Below are 17,600 nucleotides of genomic sequence, written 5' to 3'. Positions count from 1 at the left end.
ACTCAATCCACCACCTGATGCACCTCGATCACATTGCCATCAGGGTCGTAAAAGTAAATCTGGTGCCAGCCTTTGACAGCGCTTTCACCCCAGTCGGAATAGGCCACGTTCTGCGCCTCCAAATGCGCCTTGAACGCCTCAAGATCATCGCAGCGATAGGCGATATGGCCGTGGCTCACAGGATTGACGATCTGGCCGGTGCGGAACCCAGCCTCCACATCCTTGCGCGCCACATGCAAATGCACATGCCCATCCTCCAGAAAGGCCACATCGCCGGTATAGACATCTTCGTCATTCTTCAACGCCGGTAGATCGCTTTCGGCGCGGTCAAGTTGCATCACATCGCGATAAAAGGCGTCCATCGCCTCAACCTTTTCGGTGCTTAGATTGATGTGGTGCAACGTCAGTTTCATGCGGTCCTCCTGACCTGGTACTGGACCTTCACTCAACACCACGCTTAACTGCGGCACAAGCCCTGCTGGAGATTGCAAATGCCCGCACCAGAAAACCCCTTCAAGAAAGCCCTCGCAGCCGGTGACATGCTCTATGGCTGCTGGGCCGGGTTCGCCGACGCCTACGCAACTGAAATCCTGGGCACCGCTGGGTTCGACTGGCTGGTTCTGGATGGCGAGCATGCGCCAAATGACGTGCGGTCTTTGTCTGTGCAAATTCAGGCCTTGCAAGGCTCGGCAAGTCATCCGGTGGTCCGTGTGCCCATTGGCGAGGACTGGATCATCAAACAGGTGTTGGATGCCGGGGCACAGTCGCTCCTCGTGCCCATGGTCGACACCGCCGAACAGGCCGAGGCGCTTGTGCGTGCCATGCGCTATCCGCCCGAAGGCGTGCGGGGGTCCGGCGCGGCACTGGCCCGTGCGTCTGGCTTTGGCGCGATCCCCGACTACATCACAACCGCCAATGACCAGATGTGCCTGATCGTGCAGATCGAAAGCCGTGCAGCCCTAGAAAACCTCGATGCGATCTGCGCGGTGGATGGTGTCGATGCCGCCTTTATCGGCCCCTCTGATCTGGCCAATGACATGGGCTACCGCGGCGATGCCACGGCGCCGGAAGTGATGGAGGCCATGAAAGACGCACTTGCGCGGATAAAGACTGCAGGCAAAGCGTCCGGCATACTGGCCATCGATCATGACATAGCGATGATGTATCGCGACTGGGGCGGGCAAATGCTGGCGGTAGGGATTGACGTGGTGCTCTTTGCGCAAGCAGCCCGCGATCTGGCGGCCAAGTGGCACGATGGGTGAGCAGCTTCTTCTTGACCTTGGCGGCACTCATTGTCGTCTGGGGCTTGCGCGCGACGCCAAGTTTGACGCGGTCACGGCGCGCATTTTCAAGAACGCGGCGTTTGGCACCCTCACAGACATGGTACGCAGCTATCTCAATGAGCTTCGCCCCGGGAGGATTGACGCCGTCTGTGCTGCTGTGGCCGGCCCGGTGCGCGGGGATCAAGCGCAGTTGACCAATCACAGCTGGAAAGTGCACGCGTGTGATCTAATCTCGGCGACAGGCGCCGTTCACGTTCATTTGCTCAACGACCTGCAGGCGCAGGCCTATGCGCTGGATGATCTTGCACCGGATGACGTTGCTCCAATCGTGCCTGGACAGGCTGATCCGGATGGAGCGCGTCTGGTTCTGGTGCTGGGCACCGGGTGTAATATCGCCGTTGCCCACAACGTGAACGGCAGGATTTTTGTGCCATCCGCCGAGGCCGGGCACAGCACACTACCCGATGTACCGCAGTTCCGTGCGTTGTTTGACACATTGCGCCGAGACATGCCGCATCTGCCCGTTGAAGCGGCCCTGTCCGGCCCCGGCCTGACCCGGCTGCATGCGCATCTGAGCGGCGAAACCCTTAGCCCGCCTGACATCATGGCCGCTGCCCCAAAGGCCACCTTGCAAAGTTTTGTCACCCTTCTAGGTCACGTCGCCAGCTCGTTTTGTATCAGCCATCTGGCCACAGGCGGTCTGTTTCTGGCGGGCGGCACAGCGCGCGCGATTGCACCACATCTCGCTGACAACGGCTTTCGAGACGCCTTTCACCTTCGGGGTCCGTATACGAGTATCCTGCGGGACATTCCCGTTTCGGTGATCACAGATGACTTGGCCGCCTTGCGCGGTGGCGCGCAATACTTGGCGCAGCAGTTGTAAAAATGCATATTGTAATGTATATTTTAAAATACACTACAGGAGATATTTCATGAAGCGCCTGCATACGAACCAGATTTGCACAATGACCGAGCTGCGAGAGCCGCAAAAAGTGCTGGACCGCGCGGGCGGCAAACCTGTGGCGATCATGAAGAATTCCAAATGTGTGGGGTATCTGGTGCCCGAAGAGGCCACGTTGCAGGGCGAACCGCGCTACGCCACGATGGATGAAGTGATGGCGGCTGTTGAACGTCGCCGTGAAATCAACCAGCTTGTTCTCGACTATCTCAAAGACAAATGAGTTTGCTCATTTTGTCGGCTGAGCTGGTCGAAGCAATCCACGATTCCATCTTAAATACGGGTGAGCTTCAGGGACGCGCTCAAGACAAGTCTTTGGAAGGCGCTTTGGCACGCGTCGATAACAGACTTGTCTATGGGATGATCGAAGATGTGTTCGATCTGGCGTCTGCGTATGCAGCCGCTATTTCGCAAGGGCACTGTTTCAACGATTGCAACAAGCGCACGGCACACCAATCTATGGACGTATGTCTTGATATCAACGGTGTGCAAATCATTTGGAACACCGAAGAGGTCGGCCAGATGATTATTCAACTGGCCCAAGGTCTCTTGAACGAAGACGACATGGCCGCCTGGCTGCTCAGTCAGACCAGCTAACCCGTGCTCAGCGCCAGCACCCGGCTGATCTCGGTCAACGACCGACCAGATTGATCCATCCACGTATTGAACGCCGCCTGCACCGCCTTCATCGACGCCTTTGATCCCGGCGCTTTGTCTAGGACGCCTTCTGCGATAAGTCGCGCCACGACATCTTTGGACAGAATGTAACTGTCCCGCCCCAGCATCCGCATCGAATAGGCCCCTGTCATTCCGCCCAACCGGGACCCGCGCTTTTTCAGCATTTCCAACAGATCTGCAAAAGCATCAGACGGCCACCCACCCAAAACCTTGCCAACGCCACCTTCCTCCCGCAGTTCCAACAAAAACGCCGCATTGTCACGCACAGACTGGATCTTCGCCCCATGCCGCACAATCCGCGTGTCCTGCAACAGGCTGTCGAACATCCCGTCATCCATGAACGCACAGCGCCCCAGATCAAAGCCATGAAACGCCTCTTCAAACCCCGGCCATTTCTTCTCAATCACGGTCCAGTTGAGCCCGGTGGCAAAAATGTACTTTGACATCTCCGCCAGCCAGCGGTCTTCGGGGGTCGCCTCCAGTTCCGCCGCCGTCTTCGGCTTGCTCAGCTTGGCCTCAAGCGCCTCCGTCCCGCCATGACGCTCGGCACTGATCTGAAAAATCTCGTCAAAGCTTCGCATGTGTTCCTCCTGTCGCGCGTGAATACCACCCTACCCCTGACAGTTGCCTGCAGGAAGCCGCTTTTCCAGACGGCCCGCCTCTGCCATACTGCGCAACAATCAACAAAACAAAAGAGCAGCGCATGGCCGACGATCTCTTTCCTCCCCCTGACTCAGGCGACTATGACGCGTCTTCTATCCAGGTCTTGGAAGACATGGAGCATGTCCGCCTGCGCCCCGGCATGTATATCGGCGGCAAAGATGACCGGGCCTTGCATCACATGGTCGCCGAAATCATCGATAACTCGATGGACGAAGCTGTTGCCGGACACGCCAACTGGATCGAGATTGAGTTGCACGAAAATGGTCATGTCTCGGTGCGCGACAACGGGCGCGGCATCCCAACTGGTCCGCACCCAAAGGATCCGTCGAAAACTGCGCTCGAAATCATCTTCTGCACTCTGAATGCAGGCGGCAAGTTCTCCGGCGACAGCTACCAGACCTCCGGTGGTCTGCACGGCGTAGGCTCGTCCGTGGTCAACGCGCTTTCGGATCACCTTCGCGTGGAAGTGGCCCGCAACAAGGAACTCTTCGCGATGGAGTTTTCCCGTGGCCTACCCCAAGGCCCGCTGGAAAAGATCGGCGCCGCCCCCAACAGGCGCGGCACCGCCGTGACTTTCCACCCCGACCCGGAGATCTTCGGCTCGCTCAAACTCAAACCGGCACGACTTTTCAAGATGGCCCGTTCCAAGGCCTATCTGTTTTCAGGCGTAGAAATCCGCTGGAAATCCGCGATTGAGGACGGCGAAACGCCGACCGAGGCAAAATTCCACTTTCCCGGTGGCTTGGCCGACTATCTGTCGGAAACCTTCGCAGGGGCCTCGACCTATGCCGAAGCACCCTTTGCCGGATCGGTGTCCTTCGACAAATTCCAGGTCCCCGGCAAGGTCGAGTGGGCCATCAACTGGACCCCGTCCCGCGACGGGTTCATACAATCCTACTGCAACACCGTGCCCACGCCTGAGGGCGGCACGCATGAGGCCGGATTTTGGGCGGCGATCCTCAAGGGCATCAAAGCCTATGGCGAACTGGTCAGCAACAAAAAGGCCGGAACCATCACGCGCGAAGACCTGATCACAGGGGCGGGAGCGCTTGTGTCCTGCTTTATCCGTGAGCCGGAATTCGTCGGCCAGACCAAGGATCGCCTTGCCACCGTCGAAGCCCAGCGCATGGTCGAAAATTCCGTGCGCGACCATTTCGACAACTGGCTTGCGGCGGATACGAAATCCGCCGGGGCGATCCTCGACTTTCTGGTGCTGCGCGCCGAGGAACGCCTGAGGAGAAGGGCCGAGAAGGAGACACAACGCAAATCCGCCACCAAGAAACTGCGCCTCCCCGGCAAATTGGTGGACTGCAGTTCTTCAACACGCGAGGGCACGGAATTATTCATTGTGGAAGGCGATTCAGCGGGCGGGTCCGGCAAGGCGGCGCGCAACCGCGTGACTCAGGCTATGCTGCCGTTGAAAGGAAAAATTCTTAATGTCCTCGGAGCGGCATCCTCGAAGCTAACGACCAACGCCGAGATCAAGGATCTCTGCGATGCGCTCGGTGTGGGACTTGGCACGCGGTTCAACCTCGATGATCTGAGGTACGAGAAAATCATCATCATGACCGATGCGGATGTGGATGGTGCGCATATCGCCTCGCTTTTGATGACCTTCTTCTTTACACAGATGCGCCCTATGATTGATGCGGGGCATCTCTATCTGGCTTGCCCACCTTTGTACCGGCTCACCCAAGGGGCCAAGCGGGTCTATTGCCTGGACGAGGCAGAGCGCGACGCCTGGCTAGAGAAAGGTTTGGGCGGCAAAGCCAAGATCGACGTCAGCCGCTTCAAAGGCCTGGGGGAAATGGACGCCAAGGATCTCAAGGAAACCACCATGGACCCAAAAACCCGCAAACTCATCCGCGTGACCATCGACGAGGACGAACCGGGCGAAACCGGAGACCTCGTCGAGCGCCTGATGGGCAAAAAGCCCGAACTGCGGTTCCAGTACATTCAGGAAAACGCGCGCTTCGTGGAAGAGTTGGATGTTTAGGTGTTAACTAAATATTGATATATTGATCTACATTTGTTCTACATGATGTGTCGTTGAAAGAGAGATTCCCATGCCCCACGCTGCGAACGATGATCTTACAGCTTTTCTTGATGGGCAGAAGTTCGCGACGGTTATGGCGGATCCACCTTGGAGATTCACTAATCGCACCGGCAAAGTTGCGCCCGAGCATAAAAGACTTTCTCGCTATCCGACCATGGAGCTTGAAGATATTTGCAACTTGCCTGTTTCTGAGCATCTAGAAGACACAGCGCATTGTTATTTATGGGTTCCAAACGCGCTTCTACCGGAGGGCTTACAAGTTTTGTCTTCTTGGGGATTTCAATACAAATCAAATATAATTTGGCACAAAATCCGAAAAGACGGTGGTTCAGACGGTAGGGGTGTTGGATTTTATTTCCGAAATGTTACGGAAATTCTCTTGTTTGGAGTGCGCGGCAAGAACGCTCGTACTCTAGCGCCAGGTCGCCGACAGGTTAACCTTTTTGGAACGCGCAAGCGTGAACACTCACGTAAACCCGACGAGCAATACGACATTATCGAGTCGTGTAGCTGGGGTCCATACCTCGAACTATTTGGGCGCGGCATAAGAGAGAATTGGACGGTTTGGGGAAATCAAGCCGAGAGCGATTACAAACCAACTTGGAAAACCTATAAATTCAATTCAAGCGTAGCGGCTGAATAGACTTGAGCAACGACTTAGAAGACATCTCCACAGGCGCCGTAGCTGACGACCCCAATATACTCGAAAGTGTCTTTGAAGAGGAGCTGCTTTCCAAATTTGAAGTGTACAGCTATCGAAATGCAGCAGGAATACTAAAGTCTAGCTTCCCTGAGCAATTTAATAATCTAGTCGCGGCTCTTCGCAAATTCAGTATATCGAAAACCATGATCCGCTCACCAGGTGGTAGCAAGAGTGAGATCGCAAAATACGTTGACACTCTATTTGACGAGGGTTGGCAAGAAACGCGAATTTCTGCGGATTTGCATGTGAAACTCCTTCACGCGAAGCAAAAGACAAGAATTCTAAATGAGTACACCAGAGAGGGTTTCCTTGATGGGCATCGTATTGATTTCGTGAAAGGAAAGGTTGCTCTGGACTTGGAATGGAACAGCAAAGATCAAACCTATGATCGAGATCTGTATGCATTCGCTGCGTTCTATGAGGCAGGAGCAATTGACCTTGGTATCATTCTTACAAGGGGCACAAGTCTGGACAACTCCTTTTTCAGAAGTTTGGGCAGAGTACTCAAGAAGGACGGGAGCGAAGGAACTGACGAAGTATACAAGAAGTACGGCGCTTCGTCCACTTGGATGGGCAAACTTCTCTACAGGCTTGATGCAGGCCGCAATGGAGGCTGTCCTGTTCTTGCATTCGGCATCACGCCAAATTGCGTAACTGACGATTGAAGTTGTGAATTTAGTTGCGGATACTGCGGAGCAATAAGCTGTGCAGCCGCGTGACAACCATCCCGCGGTCTGACCGTCGCTCGGCATCAATTCCCCTCCGTAGGGCGGGGTTTCACCCCGCCACCTCCGCCACACCCATTGCCGGGGTGAACCCCGGCCTACCGCGGAACGTTGCGCGCACGGAGGTTTAACACATCCGTTTTTCCCCGATTCCCCCATCCGCACCGACGTGATACCGACGCAATACCGACGTGATACCGATGTGGCAAAATCGCTCAAAATCCCTGTTAACCAAGGGGTTTACGGACCTGCCAAGGCGCACCTATGTGTCCCGCCTCCTGACCCGTTCACCCTTCGTTAACCTCTGCCCAACAAAAAAGGCCGGGCACTCCCCCGGCCTCTCTTACATCTCTCGAACCCCGATCAGGCGGTCGTGCTGCCATCCTGCGGGATGCGCAGGCGCTGGCCGGGATAGATCTTGTCCGGGTCGCTGAGCATCGGGCGGTTGGCCTCGAAAATCTCGGTATAGCGCGCGCCATTGCCCAGTGTTTTCTCGGCGATTTTCCAAAGCGTGTCGCCCTTGGCCACCTCGTGAAACACCGGATCGGCCCCTGTGACCGTGTCCTCAACCGCCGCCACGCCCTTGGCGTTGCCCACGGCCATAATGACCTTTTCCTTGGTCTCCTGATCCACGGCCTCACCCGAAACCTTAACCACATCGCCATCCACCGCAATATTTAGCCCAGCAGTGTTAAGCCCCAGATCCTGCACCTCTTTTTCCAGCGCCTCGGCCTCAGGCGTTTCATCGCCGCCCTTCCAGAAATTCCAAAAACCCATGGTCTTGCCCTTTCGCATCCCAGTTACTTGTGCCCTCAGTGTCATGGCAAAGAGCGAGAAATCAAAGGGGAAATCGCCATGCATCACCTCATAGACACGCCGCAAATCTACCCCACACATGCCGCGATTTGACCTTGCTCGGTGGGTAACTTTCACCCTGAGCAAAAGGTACAGGCATGTCTCAAAGCGGCACACGCAACTTCCGCCTCGGTGCGCTGGCCGTGATCGCCATAGCGGCGGTCGCGTTTGTGTTCCTGCGCGAGGACCCCACCGAGGAAGACGTGATCGAGGCATTTCTGGAGGCGACGGGCATCCCCGGCGCCGTACTGGCCTATGGTCCCTCGGACGGTGCGCCAACGCTCAAAGCCTTCGGTGTCTCAGACCCGATCATAGGCACGCCCATGCAGGTCGATCAGGTGTTGCCTCTGGCCTCTCTCACCAAGCCCATCACTGCCGCAGCCCTTCTGTCGCTGGTGAATGCCGGCGAGGTCAGCCTGGACAAGCCTCTGGCAGAACAAATAAATTTGCCAACCCCGCATGACCCCAGAGCCATGGCCATCACCCCCCGCGATCTGCTTGCCCATCGAGGGGGCTTTGATCGAAGCCTAACCTTTGATCCCGTTTTTGCGCCAGAAAAAATGGGGCGCACGCACGACGATAGCTGTCATGAACTTGCACGTTCTGCGTGGACGACCCTGCCACTTGATCACGCGCCAGACAGCACCACGGCCTATTCCAATATTGGATTTTGCCTTTTGACCAACCTGCTGACGCAAAACGGCACCTATAGCCTGGAATACGTGCTCCAGGCACAGGCGCGCATTACGCTCAGCGGCGCAGCTGGCCCCAACTGGGGACAGAGCGAGAAGTGTTGGAAACAGGTGCAAGGTTCAGAGGCTGAGCGCATGTGGATTACCGGACTTGGCGCGGCGGGAAGTGCGATGGGTCGTGCCGAAGATGTCTGGCGCTTTGCCGCGCGGACGCCCGAGGCCAGCGATGCCGCCGCCCCCTCAGGAGAAGATGGTGATTTCTATGCTCTGGGCTGGCGCATCTGGCCCGGCCCTGATGGCAGGCAGCTTACCCATTGGGGCGGTCTTACGGGTGTCTTCACGGCCATGTTCCGATTTTCGGATGGGCATGTCGTCGTGGTTTTGTTCAATTCAGCCCCACAGAATTACGGCAATGGATTCGACGCGCTCTACACAGGGCTTTGTCAGGTTCGCGGTCTGGAGTGCCGCCCCAAATACTAAAACCATGCAACATCAAGTCCGCGCGCGTAGAGCTAAACTCTAAACTCCCTCTATCCACTTTTGCCAAGCCTTGCTAACGTCCACCCATGCGCGTGGTTTTGCTTTTCTGTCTGGTGTTTGTATTGTCATGTGGGCGCCCCCTGACAGACAATGAAAAGAGTTTTGCAGAGCAAATCCACGGCGACAGCATCGACACATCTCGCGTCCGTTTCGTGAATGGAGCACTCATCGGCAAGGTCACCTACAAGCGCCAGAAACGCCCGCGCCTTGCCTGCCGTGAGCGTATCTTCCCGGAGCCAACGACCGATACGGTTACGGTTGGCCCCGCTGCCTTCGTGCTTTTCAACAAGGTGTTTTACTCCAAGGAATGGTACGACCGCGACTACCTGCCGGTCTATCCCGATCGCATGAGCCTTGTTCACGCGATGATCTTTGCCCATGAGATCACCCATGTCTGGCAATGGCAGAACCGTGCCGAGACGGGCTACACCCCGCTCAAGGCCGCGTCAGAGCATGCGGCCAAAGACGATCCATATCTCTTCGACATTTCCACCAAGACGCGATTTTTGGATTACGCCTATGAGCAACAGGCGTCGATTGTTGAGGAATATGTGTGCTGTGCCGCGCTTGATCCAACAGCACCGCGCACGCAGCGCCTGAAAGAGCTGTTGCGTGACGGTTTCCCGCTGCAAGAGTTGCGTATCCCCGACGAAGTCGTGCTTCCCTGGGACGGTGCCGAGGTCAAAGGCATCTGCCGGGTCTGAAGATCAGTTATTCCTGAATATTCTCTAAGTATTCCAGCAGTGCCGCCAGAGGGCGTGGCGTGGGGGTCAACACGCCATCTCCGACATCTACGGGCACAGCGTCACCCACCAAGAGCAGACCAAATTCCGGCATCTGATGTCCAGGAAGTCCGGTGCGGTCATATCCATCTATGATCGACAATACGCGTGCTCGTGGGAACACGCCATCTTCGGTCAACCGAGTCAGATCCGCTGGGGCCGGATCAAATGAACCAGCCCAAGGGCCATTACCCTTACCCGATGTCCCATGGCATTGCACACAGTTCTCTGCAAAAAGCGCCTGTCCCTCGCTCGGTTCTGGCATGGAGATTTGCGTGCAGGCCAGTAAGGCCAGCGCCCCCGCGAACGGAATAAGTCGTCTTATGATCATCACCCTGCTCCTCTTTTTAGGAGCATGATCTCAGGCCGGGTTGCGCCCTGCGTTGATACAGATCAAACGAGTTCGCCCGCCAGCGCCTTGTCGATGAGAGCTACGGTCTCCTCCAGACCATAAAGCGCGATGAAACCGCCAAAGCGTGGGCCTTGGCTTGCGCCCAAAAGAACTTCGTAAATGGCCTTGAACCAATCGCGCAGCGGCTCGAACCGGTCACGGCCCACGGCATAGACGATAGATTGTAGCGCCTCATCTTCAACGGGGCCGTCATAGGCGGCCAGCTGGTCACGCAGATCGCTGAGTGCCTCACGTTCCAGATCGCTGGGGGCGCGATAGGTTTTGGTGGGCGCAACGAAATCCTCATAGTATTTCACTGCACAGCCGGCTGCAGCATCCATGTCTGGATGCGTCTCAGCACTGGCCTCTGGTGCATAGCGGCGAATGAATCCCCAAAGCGTATCCTTGTCCTCGGCCGAAGATACAGACGCAAGGTTCAAGAGCATCGCAAATGGGACGACCATCTTACTCTCGGGCACATCGCCGTTGTGGATGTGATGCACCGGGTTGTTGACCTTTTGTGCAGCATCCTGACCGGGATAGGCGCGCAGCTGTTGGTGGTATTCATCCACGGCTCGCGGGATCACGTCAAAATAGAGCCGTTTGGCCGTTTTCGGCTTTTGATACATGAAGTAAGACAGGCTCTCGGTCGCGGCATAGCTCAGCCATTCATCAATGCTGATCCCGTTGCCCGAGGATTTGGAAATCTTCTGACCCTGATCATCGAGGAAAAGCTCATAGCTGAAATGCTCGGGCGGACGGGCCCCCAGGGTTCGGCAGATGGCGTCATAGATTTTCTCGTTGGTGGCATGTTCCTTGCCATACATCTCGAAATCCACGCCAAGCGCGGCCCAGCGTGCGCCAAAATCCGGCTTCCACTGGAGCTTCACATTTCCGCCAGTCACCGGCAGCGTCCACTCCTTGCCCGTCTCGTCGTCAAAGGTGACTGTGCCCTCTTTGGCGTCCACATGTTTCATCGGCACATAAAGCACACGCCCCGTTTCGGGGTGGATCGGCAAAAAAATCGAATAGGTCTGTTGCCGCTCCTCACGCAGGGATTTCAGCATGATCTTCATCAGATCATCGTACCGCTCGGCGCAGCGAAGCAAGATCTCATCAAGCTGTCCGGTGCGGTAAAATTCGCGGGCCGAGATGAACTCGTATTCAAACCCGAACGTATCAAGAAACCGCCGCAGCATAGCATTGTTATGGTGGCCAAAACTCTCGTATTCCCCAAAGGGATCGGGCACCACGGTCAGCGGCCTGTGCAAGTGTTCCTGCAACATCTCCGGGTTCGGGACATTGCCGGGCACCTTGCGCATGCCATCCAGATCATCCGAAAAGCAGATAAGTTTGGTGGGAATGTCGCTGATCTGTTCAAAGGCGTGCCGCACCATGGTCGTGCGCAGCACCTCTCCAAAGGTGCCAATATGCGGCAGGCCCGACGGCCCGTAGCCGGTTTCGAAAAGAACATACCCCTTGTCAGGAGCCCCCTTTTCATAGCGTTTGAGCAGGCGACGTGCTTCTTCAAAAGGCCAGGCTTTCGAGCTTAGGGCAGCATCGCGTAGATCAGACATATCATTCTCCGATTGATGTGCCTTATCAATAAGACAAGACCGTTCGCTTCCTATTGCCGAGGGGCCGGACAGTCAATATTCTGCACTGCGACAAGATAAATCAAAGGACGTCAAATGAGCGAGCAGATACCACACCCGCTGAGCCCCCAGGATTGCCTGGTGATGGTTATGATCGCCGTTTCGGCCTCGGACGAAGATATCCGGACGTCTGAGTTGGTGAAAATTGAGTCTGCGGTGAACAACCTTCCGGTTTTTGCTGATTACGACGCGGACCGGATCAAGATCGTCGCGCAAATTGTGTTTGACCTTTTCAGTGTTGAGGAAGGTTTAGACGCGCTTTTTGGGTTGGTACGAGACAACCTCGATGAACGTCTTTATGAGACTGCTTATGCGCTGGCCTGTGACGTGGCTGCGGCCGATGGGACGCTGGATGAGACCGAACTGCGCATTCTCGAAGAGATCCGCTATGAGCTCAATATCGACCGGCTGCATGCCGCTGCAATTGAAAGAGGCTCGCGGGCGCGTCATCTGAAAGGCTAATTCCAGGCGATTTTCATGGTTTCTTTGATTTTCTGCTTTTGTTTCAAGGGCGCTTTGAGGTTTACTGAACGCCATTGGAAGAGAGGTTCACCATGCGCCCAGTCTTCATCAACATCCGCTGCAAGCCCGGCACGTCCTACAAAGTCGCCGAAGAGATTGCTTTGCGCGAAATTCATTCTGAACTTTATTCGACCTCGGGTCCGTTTGATCTTTTGCTCAAGCTCTACGTGCCCGAGGGCGAAGATATCGGGAAATTCATCAACGACCAACTGCTCGACATTTCTGGGATCGAGCGCACGGAAACAACGCTGACATTCAAGGCGTTTTAAAAAATTACTTGGGAGGACAACCATGAAACTAAAAACATTGGCGGCCGCCGCCGCGCTGACCGCGATGGGATCGCTTGCTTTGGCAGACGGGCATCAGTCCAACGTCAAGGTGGGCATGATCACCACGCTCTCAGGCGGTGGTGCCGGGCTGGGAATCGACGTGCGCGATGGCTTTCTTTTGGCGGTGAAAATGTCGGGGAGCAACCATATCGAAGTGGTGGTCGAGGACGACCAACGCAAGCCTGATATCGCGGTGCAACTTGCCGACAAGATGATTCAATCTGAGAAAGTTGACGTGCTAACCGGGATTATCTGGTCGAACCTGGCCATGGCCGTGGTGCCTGCGGCAACGGGGCAAGGCAAGTTTTACCTGTCACCCAACGCCGGGCCTTCTGCGCTGGCCGGCGCTGGCTGTCATCCGAATTACTTCAACGTGGCCTGGCAGAACGACAACCTGCATGAAGCCGCGGGCGGGTACGCCAATGCCGCGGGGTTCGAGAACTCGTTCATCCTGGCACCCAACTATCCAGCGGGGGCGGATGCACTGACGGGATACAAGCGCATCTATGAAGGCGAGCTGGCCGGTGAAATCTTCACTGAGCTGGGGCAGAAGGATTACGCCGCTGAACTGGCGCAAATCAGGGCCTCTGGTGCGGATAGTGTCTTCTTCTTCCTGCCCGGTGGCATGGGGATTTCCTTCCTCAAGCAATATGCCGATAGCGGCATCGACCTGCCGGTTGTCGGACCCGCGTTCAGCTTTGATCAGGGCATCCTGCAAGCTGTGGGCGATGCAGCCATGGGTGTGAAGAACACGAGCCAGTGGAACAAAGATATCGATAACGCCGCCAACAAAGCCTTTGTCGATGCGTTCCAAGCCGAATATGGCCGCCTGCCGTCGCTTTATGCCAGCCAGGGCTACGACACGGCGAACCTGCTTCTCTCGGCGATGGCAGCAGCGGATATCAATGATCCCGATGCCTTCCGTGCCGCGCTGAAAGCTGCGGATTTCGACTCGGTTCGTGGCGATTTCGCCTTTGCCGACAACCATCACCCGATCCAGGACATCTATGTCCGCGAGGTGATCAAGGAAGGCGACATCTTCACTAACAAAATCCTGAACGTGGCGCTGGAAGATCACTCAAACGTCTATGTCGGTGACTGCAAGATGTAAGGCGCAACGCGAGATCAAACGGATAAGCCGTCCTTCGGGGCGGCTTTTCTTTTTCGCGCTGGCGAGGCCAATAAAAAACCGCCCGGCGGGCGGCTTGTTTGTTGGTTGCGGGGGTAGGATTTGAACCTACGACCTTCAGGTTATGAGCCTGACGAGCTACCGGGCTGCTCCACCCCGCGACAGTTATGGTGGCCTACTGCCCAGAGGACTACTTGAGGCCGGTTTGTGACCAAAGCGCAATGCGTTTTGTGGCCACGAATGTGCCCCAGAAGTCTTGTGGATCATACTGAGGCGTCATCGAAAGAGAGATACATCAAGGGTTTTACTAGGTTTGGCGGTGACCTACTCTCCCACGTCTTAAGACGCAGTACCATCGGCGCTAAGGCACTTAACGGCCGGGTTCGGGATGGGACCGGGTGTTTTGCTCTTGCTATGACCACCAAACCAAGAAAAACCCTTGAATTCCAAGTCTGTACAGTAAATGTGTACGGCTTTTGTATCCGTGTAGAAATCTTGCTTCTACTGGATCAAATCAAGCCTATCGGACAATTAGTACCGGTCAACTGAACGCATTACTGCGCTTACATCTCCGGCCTATCGACGTGGTGGTCTACCACGGTCCTCAGGGATACCTTGTTTTGAGGGGGCTTCCCGCTTAGATGCCTTCAGCGGTTATCCTGTCCGATCATAGCTACCCTGCACTGCCGTTGGCACGACAACAGGTCCACCAGTGGATCGTTCACCCCGGTCCTCTCGTACTAGGGGCAACTCCTCTCAAGTATCCTACACCCACGGCAGATAGGGACCGAACTGTCTCACGACGTTCTAAACCCAGCTCACGTACCTCTTTAAACGGCGAACAGCCGTACCCTTGGGACCTGCTCCAGCCCCAGGATGAGATGAGCCGACATCGAGGTGCCAAACACTGCCGTCGATATGGACTCTTGGGCAGTATCAGCCTGTTATCCCCGGCGTACCTTTTATCCGTTGAGCGATGGCCCTCCCACTTGGGACCACCGGATCACTATGGCCGTCTTTCGACTCTGCTCGACTTGTCAGTCTCGCAGTCAGGCTGGCTTCTGCCATTGCACTCAACGAGCGATTTCCGACCGCTCTGAGCCAACCTTCGCGCGCCTCCGTTACGCTTTAGGAGGCGACCGCCCCAGTCAAACTACCCACCACGCAGGGTCCCGGACCCGGATAACGGGCCGCGGTTAGACATCAAGCAGAATAAGGGTGGTATCTCAAGGGTGGCTCCACAGAAACTAGCGTTCCTGCTTCAAAGCCCACCACCTATCCTGCACATATTGTGCCTGATGCCAGTGCGAAGCTGTAGTAAAGGTGCACGGGGTCTTTCCGTCTAACCGCGGGAAGCCTGCATCTTGACAGGCAATTCAATTTCGCTGAGTCGATGTTGGAGACAGCGGGGAAGTCGTTACGCCATTCGTGCAGGTCGGAACTTACCCGACAAGGAATTTCGCTACCTTAGGACCGTTATAGTTACGGCCGCCGTTTACCTGGGCTTCAATTCAGAGCTCTCACCCCTCCTTTTAACCTTCAGGCACCGGGCAGGCGTCAGACCCTATACGTCGTCTTGCGACTTCGCAGAGCCCTGTGTTTTTAGTAAACAGTCGCCACCCCCTGGTTTGTGCCCCCAGCCCCTAGTTGCCTAGGAACTGGGCCTCCTTCTCGCGAACTTACGGAGGTATTTTGCCGAGTTCCTTCAACATCGTTCTCTCAAGCGCCTTGGTATGCTCTACCAGTCCACCTGTGTTGGTTTAGGGTACGATCTGATGATGGAGCTATTTCCAGGAACCAATTAGCGGCCCACCCAATCCGATAAGGGTGAACAACCTTCATGATCCGTCACTTCCATCTGGCTCAGGAATATTAACCTGATTCCCATCGACTACGCCTTTCGGCCTCGCCTTAGGGGTCGGCTTACCCTGCTCAGATTAACTTTAAGCAGGAACCCTTGGACTTTCGGCGAGAGTGTCTCTCACACTCTTTGTCGCTACTCATGTCATCATTCTCACTAGTGATCTCTCCACGGGATCGCTCACGCGCCCGCTTCATCGAAAGCTCCGTTCCTCCAAAACACCTCGAGAGGTGCTAAAGAGGAGTGGAACTATGTCACACTACGCTCTGCTACCAGTGCATACGCACTCCTCGGCTTCGGCTCGTGGCTTGAGCCCCGTTACATCTTCGCCGCAAGACATCTTATTTAGACCAGTGAGCTGTTACGCTATCTTTAAAGGATGGCTGCTTCTAAGCCAACCTCCTGGTTGTTTTGGACGTCTCACCTGCTTTCCCACTTAGCCACGAATTGGGGGCCTTAGCCGGAGGTCAGGGTTGTTTCCCTCTCCACTACGGACGTTAGCATCCGCAGTGTGTCTGCCATCTAGTACTCCTCGGTATTCGGAGTTTGGTTAGGATCAGTAAGCCTGTGGGGCCCCATTACCCATCCAGTGCTCTACCCCCGAGGGTATTCGGATGACGCTCTACCTAAATAGATTTCGCAGAGAACCAGCTATCTCCGAGTTTGATTGGCCTTTCACCCCTAGGCACAGCTCATCCCGATCTTTTTCAACAGATGTGGGTTCGGTCCTCCAGTAAGTGTTACCTTACCTTCAACCTGGCCATGCCTAGATCACTCGGTTTCGGGTCTGATCCATCTAACTCATTCGCCCTATTAAGACTCGCTTTCGCTGCGCCTACACCTAACGGCTTAAGCTTGCTAGATAGACCAAGTCGATGACCCATTATACAAAAGGTACGCCGTCACAAGACTGGACACTAATGACAACCGTTTCCGGTTAGTTTGTTGGGATCGAAACCCGGAATTGAACCGTCTCAAGGCCTGGGTTGTCGCTGTAAATCCCGAGATTTGATCTGTGATCAATGCTCAGGCTCATGCGAACCCCGCTGTTGTTGACGTATCCGACGGAAAACCCCGATCTAAATTCGATTGGGCCTCCCAGATCCACACCGTCTCCTTCTTCGTAGAGACCGGTCATCGCATTCATCTGAAAGTGGAAGTTTTTCCAGGGTAGAGGGATTGTATAGGCGTGGCCTATGCCTGCCCAAAGTTCTCCATCCGTAGACGCTGAGATGCCCCACACCCGCTGAAACGGTCCATCTGCATGGCCTGTTTCGCGGCGGAAGTAGAATTCCTCTCCAACTTCGCTTTCTTGAAAATGCGTCGTGCCAACCGAAAAGCTATTATATGCTTGCACTTCGTTTTTGGCGAAGCAGCCCTGATTGGGGCAATGGTTCACGCCGGCGTCGATCAATCCTGCAACCAGGAAAACCACCGCAGCTGTTCCATCCGTAATAAAAGCCAAATCTGACACGTTACTTGCTCCTTCGTGCGTGATTTACGCACATTGATGAAGCAGATTGTCATTAGAGTCCAGTCAAGCTCCGACTGATTGTAGGCGTTCGGTTTCAGGTACTGTTTCACTCCCCTCGTCGGGGTGCTTTTCACCTTTCCCTCACGGTACTGGTTCGCTATCGGTCAGTAAGGAGTACTTAGCCTTCGAAGGTGGTCCTCCGATCTTCAGACAGGATTTCACGTGTCCCGCCCTACTTAATACATTCTATCGAGCTTCCTATACGGGGCTGTCACCCGCTATGGCCATGCTTCCCAACATGTTC

General features: G+C 55.5%; 17 protein-coding genes, 1 tRNA gene and 2 rRNA genes (1 of these 20 only partly in view). 12 read left to right on the top strand and 8 right to left on the bottom strand.

Translation table 11 applies throughout. The features are described 5' to 3' along the window. Positions 1 to 2: 2 nt before the first annotated feature. Entirely contained in the window at positions 3 to 413 is a 411-nt protein-coding gene (locus RZ517_RS02745) for a VOC family protein (RefSeq protein WP_338549957.1), read from the bottom strand. Positions 414 to 491: 78 nt separating this feature from the next. Between RZ517_RS02745 and RZ517_RS02740 the strand changes: the two genes are divergently transcribed. Genes RZ517_RS02740 through RZ517_RS02725 form a run of 4 tightly spaced genes read left to right on the top strand, consistent with a single transcriptional unit; the run spans position 492 to position 2,838 of the window. Further along, positions 492 to 1,262, top strand: a complete 771-nt coding sequence (locus tag RZ517_RS02740) for an HpcH/HpaI aldolase family protein (protein WP_338549956.1) — start codon at positions 492 to 494, stop codon at positions 1,260 to 1,262. Further along, positions 1,255 to 2,166 carry a glucokinase gene (locus RZ517_RS02735; RefSeq protein ID WP_338549955.1) on the top strand — a complete coding sequence of 304 codons (912 nt, stop codon included), beginning with the start codon at positions 1,255 to 1,257 and terminating at the stop codon, positions 2,164 to 2,166. Before RZ517_RS02740 ends, RZ517_RS02735 begins: the two co-directional genes overlap by 8 nt. A gap of 49 nt (positions 2,167 to 2,215) precedes the next feature. Then, the gene (locus RZ517_RS02730) at positions 2,216 to 2,464 is read left to right on the top strand and encodes a hypothetical protein (protein ID WP_338549954.1); all 249 of its coding nucleotides are present in this window, start codon (positions 2,216 to 2,218) and stop codon (positions 2,462 to 2,464) included. Continuing rightward, entirely contained in the window at positions 2,461 to 2,838 is a 378-nt protein-coding gene (locus RZ517_RS02725; protein ID WP_338549952.1) for a type II toxin-antitoxin system death-on-curing family toxin, read from the top strand. Before RZ517_RS02730 ends, RZ517_RS02725 begins: the two co-directional genes overlap by 4 nt. On the opposite strand, the gene RZ517_RS02720 is transcribed toward RZ517_RS02725, so the two are convergent. Next, a complete protein-coding gene (locus RZ517_RS02720; protein ID WP_338549951.1) occupies positions 2,835 to 3,500 on the bottom strand; it encodes a DNA-3-methyladenine glycosylase I in 666 nt (221 codons plus the stop codon). The genes RZ517_RS02725 and RZ517_RS02720 overlap by 4 nt on opposite strands. Before the next feature lie 122 nt (positions 3,501 to 3,622). Between RZ517_RS02720 and RZ517_RS02715 the strand changes: the two genes are divergently transcribed. From RZ517_RS02715 to RZ517_RS02705, 3 genes are all read left to right on the top strand, one after another. Beyond that, on the top strand, positions 3,623 to 5,578 hold the full coding sequence (locus RZ517_RS02715; protein WP_338549950.1) for a DNA gyrase/topoisomerase IV subunit B: 1,956 nt from the start codon (positions 3,623 to 3,625) through the stop codon (positions 5,576 to 5,578). 70 nt (positions 5,579 to 5,648) lie between these two features. Beyond that, on the top strand, positions 5,649 to 6,281 hold the full coding sequence (locus RZ517_RS02710; RefSeq protein ID WP_338549948.1) for an MT-A70 family methyltransferase: 633 nt from the start codon (positions 5,649 to 5,651) through the stop codon (positions 6,279 to 6,281). Between the two features lie 2 nt (positions 6,282 to 6,283). Beyond that, a complete protein-coding gene (locus RZ517_RS02705; protein WP_338549947.1) occupies positions 6,284 to 7,006 on the top strand; it encodes a BglII/BstYI family type II restriction endonuclease in 723 nt (240 codons plus the stop codon). A 423-nt stretch (positions 7,007 to 7,429) separates the two neighbouring features. Here the strand turns inward: RZ517_RS02705 and lysM are convergent, their stop codons facing one another. After that, the gene (gene lysM / locus RZ517_RS02700; RefSeq protein WP_422395556.1) at positions 7,430 to 7,963 is read right to left on the bottom strand and encodes a peptidoglycan-binding protein LysM; all 534 of its coding nucleotides are present in this window, start codon (positions 7,961 to 7,963) and stop codon (positions 7,430 to 7,432) included. 56 nt (positions 7,964 to 8,019) lie between these two features. On the opposite strand from lysM, the gene RZ517_RS02695 reads away from it, so the two are divergent. Continuing rightward, positions 8,020 to 9,093, top strand: a complete 1,074-nt coding sequence (locus tag RZ517_RS02695) for a serine hydrolase domain-containing protein (RefSeq protein WP_338549946.1) — start codon at positions 8,020 to 8,022, stop codon at positions 9,091 to 9,093. An 86-nt stretch (positions 9,094 to 9,179) separates the two neighbouring features. Then, a complete protein-coding gene (locus RZ517_RS02690) occupies positions 9,180 to 9,857 on the top strand; it encodes a hypothetical protein (RefSeq protein WP_338549945.1) in 678 nt (225 codons plus the stop codon). A 7-nt stretch (positions 9,858 to 9,864) separates the two neighbouring features. Here RZ517_RS02690 and RZ517_RS02685 read toward each other — a convergent pair whose 3' ends face one another. Together RZ517_RS02685 and RZ517_RS02680 are read right to left on the bottom strand one after the other, a co-directional pair. After that, complete coding sequence (locus RZ517_RS02685; RefSeq protein ID WP_338549944.1) at positions 9,865 to 10,266, bottom strand: c-type cytochrome; 402 nt, start codon at positions 10,264 to 10,266, stop codon at positions 9,865 to 9,867. 62 nt (positions 10,267 to 10,328) lie between these two features. Then, positions 10,329 to 11,903, bottom strand: a complete 1,575-nt coding sequence (locus RZ517_RS02680) for a lysine--tRNA ligase (RefSeq protein WP_338549943.1) — start codon at positions 11,901 to 11,903, stop codon at positions 10,329 to 10,331. Positions 11,904 to 12,017: 114 nt separating this feature from the next. Between RZ517_RS02680 and RZ517_RS02675 the strand changes: the two genes are divergently transcribed. The 3 genes from RZ517_RS02675 (at position 12,018) to RZ517_RS02665 (ending at position 13,943) form a co-directional block, all read left to right on the top strand. Next, positions 12,018 to 12,443 (top strand): tellurite resistance TerB family protein, encoded by a 426-nt coding sequence (locus tag RZ517_RS02675; protein WP_338549942.1) that lies wholly within the window; start codon positions 12,018 to 12,020, stop codon positions 12,441 to 12,443. 92 nt (positions 12,444 to 12,535) lie between these two features. Next, positions 12,536 to 12,772, top strand: a complete 237-nt coding sequence (locus RZ517_RS02670) for an Lrp/AsnC ligand binding domain-containing protein (RefSeq protein WP_338549941.1) — start codon at positions 12,536 to 12,538, stop codon at positions 12,770 to 12,772. Between the two features lie 22 nt (positions 12,773 to 12,794). Next, the gene (locus RZ517_RS02665) at positions 12,795 to 13,943 is read left to right on the top strand and encodes an ABC transporter substrate-binding protein (protein WP_338549940.1); all 1,149 of its coding nucleotides are present in this window, start codon (positions 12,795 to 12,797) and stop codon (positions 13,941 to 13,943) included. Between the two features lie 102 nt (positions 13,944 to 14,045). Here RZ517_RS02665 and RZ517_RS02660 read toward each other — a convergent pair. From RZ517_RS02660 to RZ517_RS02650, 3 genes are all read right to left on the bottom strand, one after another. Beyond that, positions 14,046 to 14,122 (bottom strand) — tRNA-Met (locus tag RZ517_RS02660). A gap of 150 nt (positions 14,123 to 14,272) precedes the next feature. After that, a 5S ribosomal RNA gene (rrf, locus tag RZ517_RS02655) occupies positions 14,273 to 14,387 on the bottom strand. 84 nt (positions 14,388 to 14,471) lie between these two features. Then, a 23S ribosomal RNA gene (locus tag RZ517_RS02650) occupies positions 14,472 to 17,600 on the bottom strand (it continues 324 nt past the right edge of the window).

The organism is Roseovarius sp. S88 (assembly GCF_037023735.1).
Taxonomy (GTDB): Bacteria; Pseudomonadota; Alphaproteobacteria; order Rhodobacterales; family Rhodobacteraceae; genus Roseovarius; species Roseovarius phycicola.
Note: the sequence above shows the minus strand (reverse complement) of the source record. Positions and strands in the feature narration are given on the sequence as shown.

Coding starts and splice junctions, on each gene's coding strand:
- RZ517_RS02730 (WP_338549954.1), top strand. CDS start 2,216: ATGAAGCGCCTGCATACGAACCAGATTTGCACAATGACCGAGCTGCGA.
- RZ517_RS02670 (WP_338549941.1), top strand. CDS start 12,536: ATGCGCCCAGTCTTCATCAACATCCGCTGCAAGCCCGGCACGTCCTAC.
- RZ517_RS02710 (WP_338549948.1), top strand. CDS start 5,649: ATGCCCCACGCTGCGAACGATGATCTTACAGCTTTTCTTGATGGGCAG.
- RZ517_RS02685 (WP_338549944.1), bottom strand. CDS start 10,266: ATGATCATAAGACGACTTATTCCGTTCGCGGGGGCGCTGGCCTTACTG.
- RZ517_RS02680 (WP_338549943.1), bottom strand. CDS start 11,903: ATGTCTGATCTACGCGATGCTGCCCTAAGCTCGAAAGCCTGGCCTTTT.
- RZ517_RS02720 (WP_338549951.1), bottom strand. CDS start 3,500: ATGCGAAGCTTTGACGAGATTTTTCAGATCAGTGCCGAGCGTCATGGC.
- RZ517_RS02690 (WP_338549945.1), top strand. CDS start 9,180: ATGCGCGTGGTTTTGCTTTTCTGTCTGGTGTTTGTATTGTCATGTGGG.
- RZ517_RS02695 (WP_338549946.1), top strand. CDS start 8,020: ATGTCTCAAAGCGGCACACGCAACTTCCGCCTCGGTGCGCTGGCCGTG.
- RZ517_RS02725 (WP_338549952.1), top strand. CDS start 2,461: ATGAGTTTGCTCATTTTGTCGGCTGAGCTGGTCGAAGCAATCCACGAT.
- RZ517_RS02675 (WP_338549942.1), top strand. CDS start 12,018: ATGAGCGAGCAGATACCACACCCGCTGAGCCCCCAGGATTGCCTGGTG.
- RZ517_RS02740 (WP_338549956.1), top strand. CDS start 492: ATGCCCGCACCAGAAAACCCCTTCAAGAAAGCCCTCGCAGCCGGTGAC.
- RZ517_RS02735 (WP_338549955.1), top strand. CDS start 1,255: ATGGGTGAGCAGCTTCTTCTTGACCTTGGCGGCACTCATTGTCGTCTG.
- lysM (WP_422395556.1), bottom strand. CDS start 7,963: ATGTGTGGGGTAGATTTGCGGCGTGTCTATGAGGTGATGCATGGCGAT.
- RZ517_RS02665 (WP_338549940.1), top strand. CDS start 12,795: ATGAAACTAAAAACATTGGCGGCCGCCGCCGCGCTGACCGCGATGGGA.
- RZ517_RS02745 (WP_338549957.1), bottom strand. CDS start 413: ATGAAACTGACGTTGCACCACATCAATCTAAGCACCGAAAAGGTTGAG.
- RZ517_RS02715 (WP_338549950.1), top strand. CDS start 3,623: ATGGCCGACGATCTCTTTCCTCCCCCTGACTCAGGCGACTATGACGCG.